The organism is Myxococcus faecalis, assembly GCF_050039385.1.
Classification (GTDB): domain Bacteria; phylum Myxococcota; class Myxococcia; order Myxococcales; family Myxococcaceae; genus Myxococcus; species Myxococcus fulvus.
The window spans coordinates 7,133,384-7,150,886 of the sequence record NZ_CP144336.1 but is presented as its reverse complement, the minus strand read 5'-3'; the positions used below and the strand labels follow the sequence as shown (position 1 = coordinate 7,150,886).

Here is a 17,503-nt window from a genome sequence, read left to right as displayed (position 1 = left end):
AGGTGGGGTGCGTGACGCCGTTCGGCAGCAGGCGGCCGGCCGAGCCCTCGCCCTGCTAGACGACGTTCGGCGGGAGGTATCTGCCCAACAGTGGACGAAGTCGCGAGCGGACCTCGTCGGGGATGCGGGAGCGCTCGGTCCACAGCGCCATGGCCAGCGCGGAGTCACACCGGCAGGTGACGGGCGTCTCGGCGATGCGCGAGAGCGCGCGGCGGATGAGGGCGGCGCCCTTGGAGGTGACGGCCTGCACGTTGTGCGACAGCCGCGCCAGGAGGGCCTCGTGCTCCTGGCCCTCCGGTGGGGCCTGCCAGGAGTCGTAGTCGGTGGGCAGCGCCACCAGGGCGTAGTGCAGCTCCGCTTCCCGGGCGAGGCGCGCCTCGGGCATGGCCGTCATGCCCACCAGGTCCGCGCCCCAGGTGCGGTACAGCAGGCTCTCCGCGCGGGTGCTGAGCGCGGGGCCCTCGATGCAGACATACGTGGCCTGGGTGGCCACCACGGCGTTGGAGGCGAGGGCGGCGTTGGACAGCGCCTTGCGCAGCGTCGCGCAGAAGGGCTGGCCCAGCTCCACGTGCACGGCCACGTCGTCGTAGAAGGTGCAGGGGCGCCGGTAGGTCCGGTCGATGACCTGGTCCGGCACGACGAGCTGCATCGGCGGCAGGTGCTCCTGGAGGCTGCCCACGGTGCTGGTGGAGAGCACGTGCGTGACGCCCAGCTGCTTCAGCGCGAACAGGTTGGCGCGGTAGGGGGCGCGGGTGGCGTTGAAGAGGTGGTCCTGGCCGTGGCGTGGAACGTAGACGACGGAGACGCCGTCCAACTCCCCGGAGAACAGCGGCCCCGCATGGGGACCGAAGGGCGTTTCGAGGGTGTGGGTCTCCAGACGACCATTGAACCCCAGGAGGTGTTCCAGACCATGGCTCCCGATGATGCCCACCCTGACAGCCATGTTCCTCCTTGGGCGCTCCGGCCGCGCTCCCCGGACCATACCGCGCCCCCCTGGCGCCGGGAGGCACGAAGACTGGTAGTTTTCGCAATTGCCATGCGTTCCCTTCCCGTCCTGCTCCTGGTGCTCGCCGCCAGCCCCGTCAGCGCCCAGCGCGGCACCGTCCCCTCCGGCTGTCAGGAGGACTACGCCACCTGCAAGGAGGACTGCTCCATCGAGTACGGCGGCAGCGGCCGCACGCTCAAGAAGCTCACCCAGTGCCTCTCCATCTGCACGGAGAACCGCGAGGAGTGCAGCGACCGGCACTCGGCGATTCGAGGGCTGCCGTCGGGCGTGGTGGCGGACGAGCCGCGTCGCCCGTCGCGCCGTCCGGGCAAGCCGGTGAACCGAGAGGAGGACCCGTTCGGTGACGCCAACTCCAGCTCGGAGCCCCGGCGCACCACCAACCGCGAGGAGGACCCGTTCGGCGACGCGCGTCCGGAGCGTCCGCCCGGGCCGCGAGGCGCGTACCGCTCGCCCGACGAGATTCCCGCCGAGGACACGAGCCCGCCGAAGGAGCCGACGCCCGCGCCGCTCGACACGTCGCCGCCTCCGCCGCCGGTGTCGCGGCAGGGCGTCTATCGCGCGTCGGACTCCGAGCCGAAGCCCGCGCCGGAGCCCTCGGCGGACATCCCCGATGACCTGGAGCCGCTGGACGCGCCGCCCGCGCCCACGCCCACCGCCGCGACGAAGCCGTCGCCGCGCTCGGAGCCCGCCCGGACCGAGGCCCCCGCCGCCCCACGGACCGAGGAGAAGAAGGACCCGCTGCTCGACGACGAGCCCGCGCCGACGCCCGCGCCCACCGCGAAGAAGGCGCCGCCTCCCGCGCCCGCGGCGCCTCCGCGCCCCAAGCCGCCGCCGGATCCCAAGTACGACATCTCCGAGTGGGACCCGAACGGGGACTGATTCGCGCCTCGGGGTTCGTGTCCGCGTCCAGGCTCGGACGAATGTTCCAGCGATGAAGGGGAGTCCGTGCGCAGCGACGACGTGCGCACAGACTTCACGTTGCTCGCACACGTCGCGCGGCGTTAAGGCCGGCTCGCTACTCCACACCCCTGAGGAGCCGTTGCATGCGAGTCGCGATGAAGTGGTTGTTGGCTTGGAGCTGGCTGGCCCTGCTGGCCGCGTGTGGCGACAAGGCCGCGCACGATGATTTCGACACGGGACAGGACGCCATCCTGCCCGACGCGCGGACCCTGCCCTGCGCCACGCTCCAGTTCGAGCGCGGCGCCCTCCCCTCGGGACAGAGCGGCCAGGGGCTCAACACCCAGACGTTGTCCGGAACGCAGGACCGCTGGGCCGAGTACGTCGAGTTCGCGCCGAACAGCTCCGCCACGTGCACCTATCCGCTGCCCACGGGCGTGAGCGCGGACAGCGTCGTCGCGGCCGAGGTCGGCGTGAACTACCGGGGCCCCGCGAAGGCGCAGATGCGCTGGGTCATCGAGGCGTGGGACTACTCGACGAACAGCTGGGCCCTGGTGGGTGACAACACCTTCGCGCAGTCGTGGCGCTGGACGGCCACGTCGCTGGCCCTGCCCACGCCCGCGCGCTTCCTGTCCGGCGGCCCGGTGAAGCTGCGCTACCGCACGGACTCCACCGCGGATGCGTCGCTGCTGGACCTGCTCGTCGTGCGCGTGCAGGTGGCGGCGAGCGACGCGGGCACGCCCACCGACGCGGGGACTCCGACGGACGCGGGCACGCCCACCGACGCGGGGACTCCGACAGACGCGGGCACGCAGGTGCCCTGGGCGAACGTGAAGAGCTTCACGTACCAGCTCACCAACTATCCGCAGGGCAAGCTCGACGCGATTGCCGCGTCGAAGTTCGACCTGGCCATCGTCGAGCTCGTGCGCGACGGCTCCAGCGGCTACTTCACCGCCGCGGAGATTTCGGCGCTCAAGGCCCGGGGCAAGCAGGTGCTCGCCTACTTCGAGATTGGCGCCATCGAGGAGTACCGCCCCGAGTGGAGCCAGGTGCCCGCGGACCTGAAGCTCGGCCCCGTGTCCGGCTGGCCCGACGAGCAGTACGTGAAGTACTGGGACGAGCGCTGGTGGCCCATCGTCCAGGGCCGCATCGACCGCGCGCTCGCCGCGGGCTTCAACGGCTGCTACCTCGACATGGTCGTCACGTACGAGGAGATTCCCGCCAACTCCGCCGGCACCAACCGCGCCGACCTCGCGCGGAAGATGGTGGCCCTCATCGCGCGCATCAACACGTACGCGAAGGCGCGCAACCCGGACTTCAAGGTGGTGCCACAGAACTCGCCGGAGCTGGTCGATGACCCCGCCTACCTGCCCGCCATCGACGGGCTGGGCATGGAGGACATGTACTGGTCCGACGACGTGGCCTGCGACGAGGGCTGGTGCGAGGAGAACCGCACCAACGCCGCTCGCGTGCGCGCCGCGGGCAAGCTGGTGCTGTCCACCGACTACGCCACGCAGTCCGCCCATGTCGCGGATGCGTACACCCGCTCGCGCGCCGCGGGCTTCGTGCCCTACGTCACCGTGCGCGCGCTGGACCGCGTGACGGTGAACGCGGGATGGGACCCGCAGTAGCCGGCCCCAGTGGGAACACCGCGCCTCGGGAAGTGCCCTCGAGGCGCGGTGTCGGGCTTCAGCGCTCCCAGCGGAACACCGCCTCGAGCGGCTTGCCGAAGACCTCCGCGATGCGGAACGCCGTCTCCAGGCTGGGCGAGTACTTGCCCGCTTCAATCGCGGCAATCGTCTGACGCGTGAGGCCCACCTTCTCGCCGAGCGCGGCCTGCGTCATCTCGCCCGCGAGGAAGCGCAGCGTGCGGATTTCGTTGGTCAGCCGAGGCTCAGGCACGCAAGCCCCTGCGGTAGCCCGACACCGTCAGGCCCGTGTGCACCAGCTCCGCGATGACGATGGCGAGAATCGCCGCGTTCGCCACCTTCCAGCCACTGGCGCCGAACGGCATGATGCAGCCGACGAGAATCATCCCGCCCATCAACACGTAGTACGCGACGGACGCGGAGCGATGCGCGATGGCCCGGTCGCGCTCGTCGGGCCCGGTCCTCTCGCCCGGTGCCCGACGCATCCGGCCGACAATCGCCGAGACACCGAGCACCACGCCCTGGAACACCGCCGACGCGGTCAGCATGATGATCTGCGACCAGAACGTGAGCTCACCCCGCGCGTCCAGCACCGCGACCGCGGTGAAGTACGTCCCGTAGCTGACGACGAGCAACACCAGGAACACCCACGCGAACCGCTCCCGGGACGACATCTGCGTCTCCATGAACCGCTCCCTTCACGTACCGCACAATGTTAAGCATTCAAGACTCCATGTCAAGAATGCTTAACATCCCTCCAAAGGCCTCGTCGGCACCGCGAAAGCGAGGCACGAAAGAAAAAGGTCCTCAGGTCGCGGGACGGTCCGTCGTGGGAGCGAGGACCGGCGGCTTCGTCACGGCCGTCTGGGTGAGCCGCACGCCCGCGAGCACCAGCACGCCGCCCACGGCGATCTCCCAGTGCAGGGCCTCATCCAGCAGCGCCCACGCGGCCAGCGCCGTGGCGGCCGGCTGGAGGTTGGAGAAGATGGCCACCTTCGACGCCGACACCTTCGACAGCGCGTAGTACCAGAGCACGTACGCGACCACCGACGTCAGCAGGCCCAGGTACACGATGCAGCCCTTCGCGAGCGTGCTCGTGGCCACGAGCGCCTCCGGGTTCGCGACGAACGGCGCGAACGGCAGCATCATCACCGTGGCCATCGTCATGCACCACGCGGTGGCGCGCAGCGGCCCATGGATGGCGACGAAGGGCTTGCCCTCCGTCGTGTAGACCACCCACGCCATCACCGCGCAGAGGATGAGCAGGTCGCCCGTCAGCGAGCCGCGCGCCTCCGCGAGCCCTCGGCCGAGCAGCAGCACCACCACGCCCACGAAGGCCACGGCGATGCCCGCGAGGGTCCGCGTCGAGGCACGCTCCTGTCCTCGCGCGAGGCTGAGCACGTACACGCCCAGCGGCATGAGCGAATACAGGAGCGCGCCGTGCGCGGCGGTGGAGCGCGACAGCCCCGTGAAGAAGAACAGCTGGTTCACCGGGCCCGCCATCAGCCCGAGGAACAGGATGCGGCCCCAAGCGTTTCGCGGAGGCAGCTTGGGCCCGGGCACCAGCGCCAGCAGCGCGATGAACACGAGCCCGCTGAGCATGAAGCGCCAGAACACCACCGTGAGCGGCGGCAGCTCCGCCATGGCGCGCTTCGCGGCGAGGTACGTCCCCGCGCTGATGAGCACCTGGATGAGGAGGGCGGCGTAGACGCCGCGCAGCGAAGGCGTGGAGGAGTTCAGGGGACCAGCTGGCGCAGTGCCCATTGCGCCGCGCTACGTACCAATTCGCTCGAATCGTCGCTGAGCTTTTCGAGCAGGTGCCGCGCGTCCGCCTGTCTGGCCACCCCCAGCGCGTACACGGCGTTGCGGCGCAGCACGTCGTAGCGTGCGCGCGCCAGCGCCGTCCCCGGGATGAGCTGCTCGTACTGCTCCGTCGTCAGCCCCGCCAGCTCCAGCGTGCCCAGCTCCGCCACCGCGCGAGGCGCGAAGCGTGGGTGCTCCGCGAACACAGGCTTGCGGTTCAACGGACACACCTGCTGACAGATGTCGCACCCGAAGATGAGGTTGTTGAACTTGAAACGAAATGGCTCGGGCACCTCGCGCTCGCGGTTCTCGATGGTCTGGTAGGAAAGACACGCTCCCGCGTTCACCTGGCTGTTGCCCACCAGCGCGCCCGTGGGACACGACACGAGACACCGACGACACGCGCCGCACCGGTCCGCCGTGGGGCCGTCCGCGTATTCGTCCACCTCCGCATCGATGACGAGCGTGGCCAGCAGCACCCACGAGCCGAAGGGCTCGGTGATGAAGCACCCGTTCTTGCCCACGTAGCCCAGGCCCGCGCGCGCGGCCCACACCTTCTCCATCAGCGGGCCGCTGTCCACGCTCCCGTACGTGCCCAGCCCCGGGGCCATCTGGATGATGGCCTTGCGGAACGCCTTCATCCGGTCGCGCAGCGTGGAGTGGTAGTCGCGCCCCCGCGCGTACCGGGCGATGGGCGAGCCCTTCGACGGCTCCTCGTCGCGGTAGTAGTTGTTGACGAAGGAGATGACCGTCTTCGCGCCCGGCAGGAGACGGCCGACGTCCAGGCGTTCCTCCGCCCGCTCGCCCATCCAGTCCATGTCCGCCGCGTAGCCCGCCTCCAGCCAGCTCAGGAGGAAGCGCGGCTCGATGGGCTCCGCGCGGGCGAAGCCCACCAGGTCGAAGCCCACCGAGCGGGCGAGGTCACGAAGCGGAGCGGTGGGGAGCAAGAAGACGCCTTGAAGAGACTAGGACTCGGACGGCTTCTCCGGAATCCACTTCACGTCCTGCACATTCGCGCGGTGGTTCGCCACGCGCGCCATGACGAAGAGCAGGTCGGAGAGCCGGTTGAGGAAGATGACCACGTCCTTGGGAATCGTCCCCTCGCGCAGCAGCGGGACGGCGCGGCGCTCGGCGCGACGGCACACCGTGCGAGCCAGGTGCAGCGCGGCCGCCGCCTGCGTGCCTCCGGGCAGGATGAAGTGCGTCATCTTCGGCAGCTCGCTGTCGAACCGGTCCATGGCGTTCTCCATGTCCGTCACCCAGCTCTCCTTCAGCGGAGGCAGGTGCGAGGCGGCCTTCGCGTCCATGGGCGTCGCCATCACCGCGCCCACGGTGAAGAGCTGGTCCTGCAGCCGGTGGAGCATCGCGTCCAGCTCCGGCGGCGGGGAGAAGCCGCGCACCAGGCCCAGCGTCGCGTTCAGCTCGTCCACCTCGCCGTAGGCATCCACGCGCACGTCATCCTTCGGGACCCGGCCGCCCCCGAATAGACCGGTATCTCCGGCGTCTCCGCGCTTCGTGTAGATTTTCATGTCCGGGCTTCTACCGGCGGGATGCGCCGCGCGTCCAATCCGAAGGACGTGTGTGGACCCAAGTGAGATTGCAGGGTTGCGGGCACTGCGTTTCTTCGTGCTTGCCACTGGGGGCAACGACGCCTAGACGGCTGGGCCCCATGCAGCCCTACCTGAACCTGCTGGACCACGTCCTGAAGCACGGGACGAAGAAGGGCGACCGCACCGGCACGGGCACGCTGAGTGTCTTCGGCCCCCAGCTGCGGTTCGATTTGACGCAGGGGTTTCCGCTCGTCACCACGAAGAAGCTGCACGTGAAGTCCATCCTTCACGAGCTGCTGTGGATTCTCGCGGGTGACACCAACGTGCGCACGCTGCAGGCGCAGGGCGTCACCATCTGGGATGAGTGGGCTGACGCCGAGGGGAAGCTCGGCCCCGTGTATGGACACCAGTGGCGCTCGTGGAGCGCGCCGGACGGGGGCCACATCGACCAGATGAAGGCGCTGGTCGACGGGCTGAAGAAGAACCCGGACTCGCGCCGACACATCGTCAGCGCGTGGAACGTGGCGGACCTGCCGGGCATGAAGCTGCCGCCGTGCCACGTGCTCTTCCAGTTCTACGTGGCCGACGGGAAGCTGTCCTGCCAGCTCTACCAGCGCAGCGCGGACCTGTTCCTCGGGCTGCCCTTCAACATCGCCTCGTACTCGGCGCTGACGATGATGGTGGCGCAGGCGACGGGCCTGGTCGCGCACGAGTTCATCCACACGATTGGCGACGCGCACCTGTACCTCAACCACGTGGAGCAGGCCCGCGAGCAACTCTCGCGCGCGCCGCGTGCGCTGCCGCGATTGAAGCTCAACCCCGAGGTGAAGGACCTCTTCGCGTTCCGGTACGAGGACTTCACGCTCGAGGGCTACGAGCCCCACCCCGCCATCAAGGCGCCCGTGGCCGTATGAAGCTGTCGGCCATCGTCGCGCTGGCGTCGAACCGGGTCATCGGCGCGAACAACCAACTGCCGTGGCGACTGCCCGCGGACCTGGCGCGATTCAAGCGGCTCACCATGGGCCACACGCTCGTGATGGGCCGCAAGACGTACGACTCCATCGGCCGTCCGCTGCCGGGGCGTACGTTCATCGTCGTCACGCGGCAGAAGGACTTCGCGCCATCGGGGGTCACGGTGGCGCACTCGGTGGAGGAGGCGCTCCAACAGGCCGAGGCCCGAGGCGACGACGAGGTCTTCATCGCGGGGGGCGCGGACCTGTACGCGCAGACGATGGACCGCATCCAGCGGCTCTACCTCACGCGAATCGCGCGCGACTACCCGGGTGACACATTCTTCCCCGAGGTGGACCTGTCCGGCTGGCGGCTCATCGAAGAGGACCCGCATCCGGAGTCCGAGCCTCCGTACGCGTTCCTCACCTACGAGCGCTGACGCCGCTGCTCCCTCGTCGAGCAGCGCGGCGTTCCACGTCGGCTTTGTCTCGCTCCCGCGCCGTGCGCACCTGGAACGGCATGCGCACCTCCCTCGGCCCTCGACTCACGCTCAGCCCCTGGCTCCCCGCGCCGCGCCTGCCCTGGCGCGCCGCTTCCCTGCTCGGCGCCACGCTCACCCTCGCCAACACCACCACGCTCGCTCGCCTCTCGCGTCAGCTCGAGGCCCAGCAACGTCAGCGCCGCTTCCGCCCACGCGCCCTGCGCGCGCTCGCCGTCGGAGCCACCGCCATCGGCGCCACCGGCCTGGGCGCGCTCGCCATCGGCGCCGTCTCCATCGGCGCGCTCACCGTGGCCTCGCTCGCCCTCGGCCACCTGCGCGGCGGCGACTGGCGCATCGCCCGGCTGCGCATCCACTCGCTGGAGGTCGAACGGTGGACAGCCCTGGGCAACCCCGCCCCCATTCCGGGCCTTCCGACTCCCGCCTGAAGTCCCCATCTTGAGATTGAGTCGCAGAATTGAAACGACCGGGCCCCGCTGGTAGACGGGACGCATGAATCATGTGGTCCGCGTCGTCCTCGTCCTGCTCTTCATGGTGCCCGGGTCGGCCTTCGCCGCCGAGAGCGGCGCGGAGGAGCGGACCTGGCATCGGCTGGTGGGAATCCTCCAGTACCTGGAGGCGGACTACCCGGCCGCCATCGAGTCCCAGTCCGCGTTCGAGCTGGAGGAGCAGAAGAGCTTCGCGGCGGAGGCGGTGTCCGCGGCGCGGGAGCTGGGTGCGCAGGCCTCGGTCTTCGTCCCCCGCGTGAAGGCCATCCAGGCGCGCGTGGACCAGTCGCAGGACCCGGAGGGCGTCAGCCGCGACTGCGGCGCGCTGGTGCAGGACCTGGTGCTCGTCGGTGGACTCGCGCGCAGCCCCCGTCACCCGCCGGACCTCCAGCGCGGCGCCGAGCTCTTCCAGACGAACTGCGCGGCCTGCCACGCCGCGGACGGCAGCGCCAACCTGCCCATCGCCGCGACGATGGAGCCCGCGCCCGCCAACTTCCAGGACGCGGAGCTGATGGGCGGCCTCACGCCCTACAAGGCGTTCAACACCACCAGCTTCGGCGTGCCGGGCACCGCCATGCCCGCCTTCCCCACGCTGACCGAGGACGAGCGCTGGTCGCTCGCGTTCTTCGCCTTCACCCTGCGCCTGCCCCCGTGCGAGGGGACGCCTCCGCGCGCGTCGCTGGAGCGGCTGGCGAACGCCACCGACGACGAGTTGGTGAAGGACTTTGGCGCCGACAAGCTCGCGTGCCTGCGTCGGAAGCTGCCCCAGGTGGACGAGGAGCGCTCGCTGATGGCGGCGCGCGACGGCGTGCAGGAGGCCATGCGCCAGGGCGCCGCGGGCAACCCGTCCGCCGCGAAGGCCGCGCTCCTGGATGCGTACCTCAACGGGCTGGAGCCGGTGGAGCCCAAGCTGACCTCGCGCGACTCCGCGCTGGTGCTCAAGCTGGAGCAGGGCTTCCTCAAGGCGCGACTGGCGGCGGAGACCAGCAGCCCCAGGTTGCAGGACGAGGGGCGCGAGCTGATTGCGCTGCTCGACCAGGCGCGCCGGGACAGCGGCAGCGCGGCGGACCTGGTGTCGACGCTGTGGCTCACCGTGTTCATCCTGCTGCGCGAGGGCTTCGAGGCGGCCATCATCGTCGCCGCGCTACTGGCGGCCCTGAAGAAGATGAAGGCCACCGAGCACGTGCGCGTGGTGCACGCCGGTTGGATGTCCGCGCTGGTGGTGGGCGCCGTCGCCTATGTGCTGGGCCGCCACCTGCTGGCTGGCGCCGAGCGCGAGTGGATGGAGGGCGTGGCCGCGCTCGTGGCCGTGGGCATGCTGCTGTACGCGGCGCTGTGGCTCAACGCGCGCTCCAACATGAGCCAGTTCATGGGGGAGCTGCGCGAGAAGATGAAGGGTGCGCTGGGGCGAGGCAGCCTGTTCGGCCTGTTCCTCATCGCCTTCACCGCCGTGCTGCGCGAGAGCTTCGAGACCGCCATCTTCCTGCAGGGCCTGGCGCTGGACTCGCCCGCGGGCGTGGCGTGGGGCGCGCTGGTGGGCTCGGTGGCGCTGGTCATCCTGGTGCTCTTCATCAACCGGCTCGGCTTCCGGTTGCCCATGAAGACGCTCTTCAACATCTCCACGGTGGTGCTCGTCGTCACCGCGGTGATGCTGCTGGGCAAGGGCCTGCACTCGCTGCAGGAGGTGGGCGCGCTGCCGCTCTATCCGGTGGGCTTCGTCACCATCGACCTGTTGGGCATCTATCCGGACCTGCTCTCGCTGGTGCCCCAGGTGCTCCTGGCCGCCGCGCCGCTGGCCCTGGTGCTGCTGCGTCGGCGGGCCCGTCCCGAGCGCGTCACCGAGGTGTCCGCCAGTTGACGCGACGAGTACCCCAGCCTTGCGGTAGCGTGTGCGGGTGAGGCTTTCGCGCGCGCATCCTGTCCTCCTGGTGGGCCTGCTCCTTCTGAGCACGGGCCCCGCGTGGGGTCAGCACGTCTCCGAGGACGAGCCCGCGAAGCGCCCCGCGCCCGAGCTGACGCCTCCTCCACTCGTCCCCGTGTCCCCTGGCGACAAGGACGACGACGAGGGCTCGAGCGGACGGACGCAGGACACGCCCCCGGACGACGCGGGGACGCAGGTGGCGGAGGAGGCCCGGCCCAGCCGCAAGGCGGCCGTGGAGGACCCGGTCCCGCGCATCGCGGTGGAGTTCGTGGGAGGCACCGCCGGTGGCATCGCGGGCGGCGCGGTGGGGCTCGTGGTGGGCTACCTGCTGGGCGCGCCCACCGTGGGCTGTGACGAGTGCAACGTCGTCTCGCTGGTGGGCGGGCTCACCGGCGTCGTCATCGGCGTGCCCGCGGGGACGTGGGCGGGCGGACGGCTGATGGACGGCAAGGGCACCATCCTCGCCACTGTCGGCGGGAGCCTCGTGGGCTGGGGCGGCGCGCTGCTGGGCTCGCTCGTGCTCGGGGCCGACGACGACAAGGCCGTCTCCGCGCTGCTGCTCTTCCTGCCCGTCATCGGCGCCACCACGGGCTACGAGCTGTCGCACCAGTCGCACTCGGCCGTGAAGCCCGTGGCGCCCACGCGCGCGGACACCGGCGTGCGGCTGATGCCCGTGGCCGGGATGACCGAGCACGGGCCCCGCTTCGGTCTCATCGGGCGTTTCTAGCTCCCCTGTCGGAAGTAGCGAGCCGACTCCTCGCGCACGCGGCCCTCGGCCACCAGCTTCTCCAGCGTGGCCAGCGCGCTGCGCTCCGCCACCGGGTGCATCACCGGCGGCGTGTCCGCGTACGCGCGCTCCACCACCTCGGCCAGCGAGACGCCGTCCGCGGGCACCGCGTCGAGGATGAGCGCCTCGCGCTGCGCGCGGTGGTTCAGGTACTCCTGGAGCTTCGAGGGACCATCCGGCAGCGGCTGCCCATGTGCCGGGTACAGCGTCGTGACGGGCCAGTCGCGCAGCCGCGCGAGCTGCGCCAGGTAGTCGCGCATGTTGCCCTCGGGCGGGTCGATGACGATGGAGCCCACGCCGGCCACCATGTCCCCCACCACCGCCGAGCGACTGCGCTCGTCCACCAGACACAGATGTCCCCGCGCATGTCCCGGCGTGTGCAACACGCGCCAGCGCTGCGGCACATCCCCGGCCAGCTCCAGCACCTCGCCATCCTCCAGCAGCCGCTCGACGGGGAAGTCGAGCCACTCCGCCGTCTTCGCATGGCACCAGAGCGGAATCCCCAGTCGCTCCTTCACCGCGCGCGCCCCGCCCACGTGGTCACCGTGGTGATGCGTCAGCACCACCGCCACCGGCTTGCACCCCTCCGCCTTCAGGCTCGACACCAGCGACAACAGCTTCGCGTACTGCTTCACGTCCCCGGAGCCCGGGTCCACCAGCAACAGCTCGCCGTTGCCCAGCACGTACGCGTTCGTGTGCGTCGCCGGAGGCAGCGTGGCCGTCTCCAGCGCCACCACGCGCACACCCTTCTGGAACTCGATGCGCTGCGAGATGTACCCAGGGCAGTACGGCGGCGTCAGCAGCCGCGCCCGCGCATCCGCCTCGTCCTTGAACGAGCCCAGCACCTGGAGCGCATGCACCGCCGGAGGATGCAGCAGCGCCGTGCCGTCGTTCCACCGCGCCAGCGCCGCCTCGGGCGCAATCCACGCCCCCTCCGACAGCTCGCCCGGCCACAGCTCCGCGCGCGCCTTGGGCGGCAGCTCCACCAGGTAGAAGTGCGTGTCGAAGCGCACCGGCACCGACGGCGGCGTAATCCACCGCCCCGCGCCCCGAAAGTCGTCCGCGCGCAGCGCCAGCCCCTCCGCGTGCAGCAACTCACCCCACCCGAGCTTCCCCGCGAGCAACGCCTTGCGCAGGGCGTCCAGCTTCTCCTGCGAGAGCGCCTCGGCGCCCTCGGCCACCAGCACGCCCGCCTCCTCGAACAGCTCGCGCGCCGCCGCCGAGCGCAGCGCGGCCTCCTCGCCCGTGACACCCCGCACCGGCACCTGCGCGTCCGCCGCGTCCAGCTTCCCACCGGGGAACGCATAGAAGCCGCCGGCGAAGGCCAGCGCCTTGCCGCGCTTCACCCAGTACACCTCCACGCCCGCGCCCACGCGGCGGTACAACAACGCCACGGCCGAGCCCCTGGGCTCACTGGGGACATGCTGCAGGTCCAGGCCGAGGCCCAGACCGGGGAGTCGCTCGCTCATGTTCGCACCGTCTGGCCCAACAGCTGGCCCATCAGCTCGTGCGCCGCGGCCGACTGGTCCGGCCTCACATACAGCCGGGTGAGGCGCACCGCGCCACTGTAGCGCTGATACAGCGGCGTGTAGCGCGCCACCTCCGTCAGCCGACCCGTGGAGGCGTCGACGATGAAGAGGCTCGGCCCCGTGCTCGAGGGCCCCGAGGCGTACTTGCTGAGCACATTCACCGACTCGACGACGTAGTGCTCGAAGCCCGACGAGACGAGTGCGCTGCGCAGCACGTCCAGGTCATACCCGGCGTCGCGCTCGGTGAACTGCGCCAGCAGCTTGAAGCCCTGCCGCGTGATGATGCGCTGGGCCCACCGGTTGTGCGAGCGGCGCAGCGTGTACCAGAGCGCCGAGTCGTCACAGAGCAGGAACGCCTCCGGGTCCGAGGGAATCTCGAACTCGCCCGGCGACTCCTCGTAGTAGCGCCGCAGCATGTAGTCGAAGCTCACCGACGTGTGGTGCAGATAGACCGACACGAACATGTGGTAGCGGCTGAGCAGGAAGTCCTCGAAGGCGAACGCCGCCGCCCGACTCAACGCCAGATAGGCGCGCCCGTCCTTCACCGCCGGATTGAGGTTGTTGATGATCCAATCCATGTCGTACCGGCCGTAGTTCACCCCCGTGTAGAAGGAGTCACGCAGCAGGTAGTCCATGCGGTCCGCGTCCAGCTCGCCGGAGACGATGGCGCGCAAGAGCGGCGCCCAGTCCACGCCCTGCCAGGTGAAGCCCGGGTCCTTGGGCGGACGCGCGCCGGTGATCAGCGCCACCGCCGCCATCGGGGTGATGCCCAGCCGCCCGAACTCGCGCTCGATGATGGGCGTCAGCGAGCTGTCGAGCAGGATTTTGGCCGTGTAGTCCTCGTGGGTGGCCTGCTCGCCCTCGGCCGCCGAGTCCAGCCAGCCGGGCAGCCGCAGGAGCGAGCGCTTCGGAGCGATGCGCTCGGAGGCATGCGACAGCGGCATGTGCCCCAGGTCATGACACAGCACGGCCAGACGCACCGCGGTGCAGAAGCGCTCGCGCACGTCCTCGGGCAGCGTGGAGCGCGAGGCCACCGCGGCGAACACCCGCGCGGCCACGTGCATGGCGCCCAACGAATGGATGTGACGGGTGTGCGTGGCCCCGGGGAAGGCCAGGTCGCCGAAGCCGAGCTGCCGCACATAGCGAAGCCGCTGGTAGTGCCGGCTGTCGATGACCGCCTTCTCGGCGTCGCTCACCGGGATGGTGCCGTGGATGGGGTCGCGGATGCGCATGATGCCCTTTCCATACTCCTGGATACCCCCACCGGAGGTATTCCACCGTACTTCAAGCCCTGGCGGGAGGTAGCCCAGGAGGTAACCAACCGTCACCTGCGGACTGGGCGAGGACCGAGGGACGTGCTAACCCTCGGCCACCTCCGAATGCACATCATTCTGCTGCACAACCGCGACCACGAGCTCCTCCAGGATGACCCGGGCCGGGAAGCCCGCGAGGACGTGGTGCGGGTCGCCGCGGCGCTCGCCGAGGCCCTCACGAAGGGCGACACCCTCGCCGAGCCGCTCGCCATCGAGGGCGACCGGCTGGACTTCGTGGACACGCTGCGGCGGCGGCAGCCGGACCTGGTCATCAACCTCTGCGAGTCGCTCGCCGCCGACAGCCGCGGGGAGATGGCCGTCCCGTGCCTGCTGGACGCGCTGGGCCTGGCCTATACGGGCTCGTCCGCCCTCTCGCTGGGCCTCGCGCTGCACAAGCCCAAGGCGAAGGAGCTGCTCTGTGCGCGCGGCGTGTCCACCCCGGGCTTCCGGGTGGTGGAGCGGCTGGAGGATGCGCTGGCGGTGGACCTGTCCTGGCCCCTCATCGTGAAGCCCGCGCGCGAGGACGCCAGCATGGGCATCAGCGGGGACTCGGTGGTGCACGAGCGGGCGGCGCTGGTGCGCGCCTGCGAGCGGGTGCTGCGCGAGTTCCATCAGCCCGCGCTGGTGGAGCAGTTCATCGCCGGCCGCGAAATCTACGTGCCGCTGCTCGGCAACCAGCCGCGCCGCGCGCTGCCGTTGACGGAAATCCACTTCGGTCGGACCTTCGAGGACCGGCCGAACATCGTGTCGTACAGCGCCAAGTGGGAGGCGGGCTCCGACGAGTACCGGGATACGCCCGCCGGGCCGTGCCAGGTGGATGCGGCGCTGGAAGCTCGTTGTGTGCAGGTCGCGCTGGAAGCCTTCGCAGCACTCGATTGTCAGGACTATGGCCGGGTCGATCTCCGGGTGTCTCCGGAGGGCGTGCCCTACGTCATCGATATCAACCCCAACTGCGACCTCCATCCGGGAGCCGGGTTCGCCAGGGCCGCGGCCTCCGCGGGCCTGGACTACGCCGCGCTGGCCGCCCGGCTGGTGGAGGTCGCTACCGAAAGAGCCCATGGACATCCGTCCCATCGAAGAAAAGGACCGGGAGCCCCTCGCCGCGCTGATTCGAAAGATCGAAACCTTCTCGCCGCAGGAGGTTGAGGTCGCCATCGAGCTGGTGGGCGAGGCCCTGAAGTCGGGCAACACGGACTACGCCATCATCGTCGCGGACCGGGCCGGTCAGCTGGTGGGCTATGTCTGTTACGGCCCCACGCCGATGACGGAGGACACGTACGACCTGTACTGGATTGCGTCCGCCACGGAGGTGCGTGGCCAGGGCGTGGGCGCGGCGCTGGTGTCCGGAATGGAGGGCGATTTGCGCCGTCGCAACGGCCGGCTCATCCGCGTGGAGACGAGCGCCACGGAGGCCTACGGCCCCACGCGCGGCTTCTACGCGTCCATGAAGTACGGCGAGGAGGCGCGCATCCGCGACTTCTACAAGGTGGGCGACGACCTCATCATCCTCACCAAGCGGCTGTAGTCCACCGCACGGGGTGTGGGGCGGGTGAAGACTTTGCCCGCCTCCCCCGTTAGAAGGGGCGTGATGACCCGCACGCTCCGACCGATGTCCCTGGCCCTCGTGGCCCTGTGCGCCCTCTTGACGGGCGCGCCCTCCGCGAAGGCCGCCGCGCCCGCCAAGGCCGCGGCGCCCGCGAAGGCCGCCTCCCTCCCCGCAGACGCGTCCGACGTGCTGAAGGCGCCGCGCCCCCAGGGCGGCGAGTTCTTCGGCCTGTACCTCATGGACAAGAAGGTGGGCTGGCTGTTCACGGACCTGGTGCTGGTGCCCGGGGCGGTGCCCCAGGTGAAGAGCGTCAACCAGCTCGTGTTCAAGGCGCTGGTCGGCACCCGCCTGTCGGAGCGCAACCACCGCGAGGAGCGCGTCTACGAGGCGAAGGCCGGCGGACGGCTCCTGTCCTTCACGGTGACGCAGCGCGGGGATGGTGGCGACCAGACGCTGGAGGGCACGACGACGCCCGACGGGAAGCTGCGCGTGGTGCGCAAGCGCGTGGGCTACGCGGACGAGGTGCTGCCGCTGTTGCCCGCGCCGAAGGAGCACGTGGAGGACGCGGACCAGGCGCGCGTGGCGCTCTTTCGCAAGGCGAAGGTGGAGGGCTTCTCGCTCGACGGGATGGACCTGGAGACCTACGGCCTGTCGACGACGGTGGAGGCCCCGGAGCAGCGCACGCTCAACGGGGTGAAGGTGAAGCTGGGCAAGGCCAGCAGCCTGTCGCAGAAGGAGAAGGTGCCGGTGGACTCCTACGTGACGCAGCGTGGGGAGATGGTGCTGGTGGACTTCGGCAAGACGATGCAGGCGCGCAAGGAGACCGAGGCGGTCGCCAAGCGGATGGACCTGGTGGAGGTGTTCGGTCTCACGCGCGTGGTGCTGCCCAAGCCGCTGCCCGAGGCGGCTCGCGCGGTGCCCGGCAACGTGAAGCTGGTGGTGCAGGGGCTGCCGGAGAAGTTCCGCGTGGAGACGTACCGGCAGAAGTTCACGGCCCGGCCGGATGGCGGCGTGGACGTGACGCTCCTGGCCGCGGCGCCCGCGACGGCGAACCGCAAGCCCCGGCCGCTGACGGACCCGGACGGCGGGGAGAACCTCAAGTCCACGCTCATGGTGGAGAGCGACGCGCCGGCCATCCGCGAGCAGTCGAAGAAGATCATCGGGGACGAGAAGGACGCGTACCGCGCCGCGCAGAAGGTGAACACGTGGGTGGCCACACACCTGGAGAAGGACTACGGCGCCAGCGCGGACCGGGCGACGGATGTGCTGCGCCAGAAGCGCGGTGACTGCACGGAGCACTCGCTGCTGAGCGTGGCGCTGCTGCGCGCGGCGGGAATCCCGGCGCGGCGCGTGGACGGCGTCATCTACATGGTGAACCAGGACGGCGTGCCCGCGCTGTACTGGCACGAGTGGGTGGAGGCGTTCGTGGGGGAGTGGACCCAGATGGACCCCACGTTCAACCAGCCCGTCGCGGACGCCACCCACTTCGCGTTCGGCTACGAGGGCAACGCCGAAATCACGCCCCTCATCGGCACGCTGAAGGTCGTCGAGGTGAAGTAACGCG

18 protein-coding genes are annotated in these 17,503 nt (G+C 70.3%); 10 read left to right on the top strand and 8 right to left on the bottom strand.

All coding sequences use genetic code 11. From position 1 onward, the window contains the following. Nucleotides 1-55: 55 nt before the first annotated feature. Nucleotides 56-943, bottom strand: a complete 888-nt coding sequence (locus tag VZQ01_RS28735; RefSeq protein ID WP_426745242.1) for an MTAP family purine nucleoside phosphorylase — start codon at nucleotides 941-943, stop codon at nucleotides 56-58. Nucleotides 944-1,036: 93 nt separating this feature from the next. Here VZQ01_RS28735 and VZQ01_RS28730 point away from each other — a divergent pair, with 93 nt between their 5' ends. Together VZQ01_RS28730 and VZQ01_RS28725 are read left to right on the top strand one after the other, a co-directional pair. After that, a complete protein-coding gene (locus VZQ01_RS28730) occupies nucleotides 1,037-1,885 on the top strand; it encodes a hypothetical protein (RefSeq protein WP_426745241.1) in 849 nt (282 codons plus the stop codon). Between the two features lie 164 nt (nucleotides 1,886-2,049). Then, nucleotides 2,050-3,534, top strand: coding sequence for an endo alpha-1,4 polygalactosaminidase (locus VZQ01_RS28725; RefSeq protein ID WP_426745240.1), 1,485 nt, complete (start codon nucleotides 2,050-2,052; stop codon nucleotides 3,532-3,534). Nucleotides 3,535-3,592: 58 nt separating this feature from the next. Here VZQ01_RS28725 and VZQ01_RS28720 read toward each other — a convergent pair whose 3' ends face one another. The 5 genes from VZQ01_RS28720 to VZQ01_RS28700 form a co-directional block, all read right to left on the bottom strand. After that, nucleotides 3,593-3,805, bottom strand: coding sequence for a helix-turn-helix transcriptional regulator (locus VZQ01_RS28720; protein WP_046715820.1), 213 nt, complete (start codon nucleotides 3,803-3,805; stop codon nucleotides 3,593-3,595). Further along, nucleotides 3,798-4,238, bottom strand: a complete 441-nt coding sequence (locus tag VZQ01_RS28715; protein ID WP_426745239.1) for a hypothetical protein — start codon at nucleotides 4,236-4,238, stop codon at nucleotides 3,798-3,800. Before VZQ01_RS28715 ends, VZQ01_RS28720 begins: the two co-directional genes overlap by 8 nt. Before the next feature lie 121 nt (nucleotides 4,239-4,359). Next, nucleotides 4,360-5,316 carry a DMT family transporter gene (locus VZQ01_RS28710; protein WP_223748475.1) on the bottom strand — a complete coding sequence of 319 codons (957 nt, stop codon included), beginning with the start codon at nucleotides 5,314-5,316 and terminating at the stop codon, nucleotides 4,360-4,362. Continuing rightward, nucleotides 5,289-6,302, bottom strand: a complete 1,014-nt coding sequence (gene queG / locus VZQ01_RS28705; protein WP_426745238.1) for a tRNA epoxyqueuosine(34) reductase QueG — start codon at nucleotides 6,300-6,302, stop codon at nucleotides 5,289-5,291. Before queG ends, VZQ01_RS28710 begins: the two co-directional genes overlap by 28 nt. Before the next feature lie 18 nt (nucleotides 6,303-6,320). Next, a complete protein-coding gene (locus VZQ01_RS28700) occupies nucleotides 6,321-6,884 on the bottom strand; it encodes a cob(I)yrinic acid a,c-diamide adenosyltransferase (protein WP_223748473.1) in 564 nt (187 codons plus the stop codon). 140 nt (nucleotides 6,885-7,024) lie between these two features. On the opposite strand from VZQ01_RS28700, the gene VZQ01_RS28695 reads away from it, so the two are divergent. The 5 genes from VZQ01_RS28695 (at nucleotide 7,025) to VZQ01_RS28675 (ending at nucleotide 11,491) form a co-directional block, all read left to right on the top strand. After that, on the top strand, nucleotides 7,025-7,819 hold the full coding sequence (locus tag VZQ01_RS28695) for a thymidylate synthase (protein ID WP_223748472.1): 795 nt from the start codon (nucleotides 7,025-7,027) through the stop codon (nucleotides 7,817-7,819). Then, nucleotides 7,816-8,295 carry a dihydrofolate reductase gene (locus VZQ01_RS28690; protein WP_426745237.1) on the top strand — a complete coding sequence of 160 codons (480 nt, stop codon included), beginning with the start codon at nucleotides 7,816-7,818 and terminating at the stop codon, nucleotides 8,293-8,295. Before VZQ01_RS28695 ends, VZQ01_RS28690 begins: the two co-directional genes overlap by 4 nt. A gap of 80 nt (nucleotides 8,296-8,375) precedes the next feature. Beyond that, nucleotides 8,376-8,783 carry a hypothetical protein gene (locus tag VZQ01_RS28685; protein ID WP_223748470.1) on the top strand — a complete coding sequence of 136 codons (408 nt, stop codon included), beginning with the start codon at nucleotides 8,376-8,378 and terminating at the stop codon, nucleotides 8,781-8,783. 64 nt (nucleotides 8,784-8,847) lie between these two features. Next, on the top strand, nucleotides 8,848-10,701 hold the full coding sequence (locus VZQ01_RS28680; RefSeq protein WP_426745236.1) for a cytochrome c/FTR1 family iron permease: 1,854 nt from the start codon (nucleotides 8,848-8,850) through the stop codon (nucleotides 10,699-10,701). Between the two features lie 37 nt (nucleotides 10,702-10,738). Continuing rightward, the gene (locus VZQ01_RS28675) at nucleotides 10,739-11,491 is read left to right on the top strand and encodes a GlsB/YeaQ/YmgE family stress response membrane protein (RefSeq protein ID WP_426745235.1); all 753 of its coding nucleotides are present in this window, start codon (nucleotides 10,739-10,741) and stop codon (nucleotides 11,489-11,491) included. Here the strand turns inward: VZQ01_RS28675 and VZQ01_RS28670 are convergent. After that, nucleotides 11,488-13,020 carry an MBL fold metallo-hydrolase gene (locus VZQ01_RS28670; protein WP_426745234.1) on the bottom strand — a complete coding sequence of 511 codons (1,533 nt, stop codon included), beginning with the start codon at nucleotides 13,018-13,020 and terminating at the stop codon, nucleotides 11,488-11,490. The genes VZQ01_RS28675 and VZQ01_RS28670 overlap by 4 nt on opposite strands. Then, entirely contained in the window at nucleotides 13,017-14,312 is a 1,296-nt protein-coding gene (locus tag VZQ01_RS28665) for an HD domain-containing protein (protein WP_426745232.1), read from the bottom strand. Before VZQ01_RS28665 ends, VZQ01_RS28670 begins: the two co-directional genes overlap by 4 nt. A gap of 147 nt (nucleotides 14,313-14,459) precedes the next feature. Between VZQ01_RS28665 and VZQ01_RS28660 the strand changes: the two genes are divergently transcribed. The 3 genes from VZQ01_RS28660 to VZQ01_RS28650 all read left to right on the top strand — a co-directional run bounded on the left by VZQ01_RS28660 (nucleotide 14,460) and on the right by VZQ01_RS28650 (nucleotide 17,499). Next, on the top strand, nucleotides 14,460-15,539 hold the full coding sequence (locus VZQ01_RS28660; protein WP_267699703.1) for a D-alanine--D-alanine ligase family protein: 1,080 nt from the start codon (nucleotides 14,460-14,462) through the stop codon (nucleotides 15,537-15,539). Continuing rightward, complete coding sequence (locus VZQ01_RS28655; protein WP_046718419.1) at nucleotides 15,451-15,918, top strand: GNAT family N-acetyltransferase; 468 nt, start codon at nucleotides 15,451-15,453, stop codon at nucleotides 15,916-15,918. The genes VZQ01_RS28660 and VZQ01_RS28655 overlap by 89 nt, the downstream gene beginning before the upstream one ends. Before the next feature lie 63 nt (nucleotides 15,919-15,981). Continuing rightward, the gene (locus tag VZQ01_RS28650) at nucleotides 15,982-17,499 is read left to right on the top strand and encodes a transglutaminase-like domain-containing protein (RefSeq protein ID WP_223748464.1); all 1,518 of its coding nucleotides are present in this window, start codon (nucleotides 15,982-15,984) and stop codon (nucleotides 17,497-17,499) included. Nucleotides 17,500-17,503: the final 4 nt, after the last annotated feature.

Coding starts and splice junctions, on each gene's coding strand:
- VZQ01_RS28695 (WP_223748472.1), top strand. CDS start 7,025: ATGCAGCCCTACCTGAACCTGCTGGACCACGTCCTGAAGCACGGGACG.
- VZQ01_RS28670 (WP_426745234.1), bottom strand. CDS start 13,020: ATGAGCGAGCGACTCCCCGGTCTGGGCCTCGGCCTGGACCTGCAGCAT.
- VZQ01_RS28710 (WP_223748475.1), bottom strand. CDS start 5,316: ATGGGCACTGCGCCAGCTGGTCCCCTGAACTCCTCCACGCCTTCGCTG.
- VZQ01_RS28665 (WP_426745232.1), bottom strand. CDS start 14,312: ATGCGCATCCGCGACCCCATCCACGGCACCATCCCGGTGAGCGACGCC.
- VZQ01_RS28660 (WP_267699703.1), top strand. CDS start 14,460: ATGCACATCATTCTGCTGCACAACCGCGACCACGAGCTCCTCCAGGAT.
- VZQ01_RS28680 (WP_426745236.1), top strand. CDS start 8,848: ATGAATCATGTGGTCCGCGTCGTCCTCGTCCTGCTCTTCATGGTGCCC.
- VZQ01_RS28700 (WP_223748473.1), bottom strand. CDS start 6,884: ATGAAAATCTACACGAAGCGCGGAGACGCCGGAGATACCGGTCTATTC.
- VZQ01_RS28715 (WP_426745239.1), bottom strand. CDS start 4,238: ATGGAGACGCAGATGTCGTCCCGGGAGCGGTTCGCGTGGGTGTTCCTG.
- VZQ01_RS28725 (WP_426745240.1), top strand. CDS start 2,050: ATGCGAGTCGCGATGAAGTGGTTGTTGGCTTGGAGCTGGCTGGCCCTG.
- VZQ01_RS28730 (WP_426745241.1), top strand. CDS start 1,037: ATGCGTTCCCTTCCCGTCCTGCTCCTGGTGCTCGCCGCCAGCCCCGTC.
- VZQ01_RS28650 (WP_223748464.1), top strand. CDS start 15,982: ATGACCCGCACGCTCCGACCGATGTCCCTGGCCCTCGTGGCCCTGTGC.
- VZQ01_RS28690 (WP_426745237.1), top strand. CDS start 7,816: ATGAAGCTGTCGGCCATCGTCGCGCTGGCGTCGAACCGGGTCATCGGC.
- VZQ01_RS28735 (WP_426745242.1), bottom strand. CDS start 943: ATGGCTGTCAGGGTGGGCATCATCGGGAGCCATGGTCTGGAACACCTC.
- VZQ01_RS28685 (WP_223748470.1), top strand. CDS start 8,376: ATGCGCACCTCCCTCGGCCCTCGACTCACGCTCAGCCCCTGGCTCCCC.
- VZQ01_RS28655 (WP_046718419.1), top strand. CDS start 15,451: ATGGACATCCGTCCCATCGAAGAAAAGGACCGGGAGCCCCTCGCCGCG.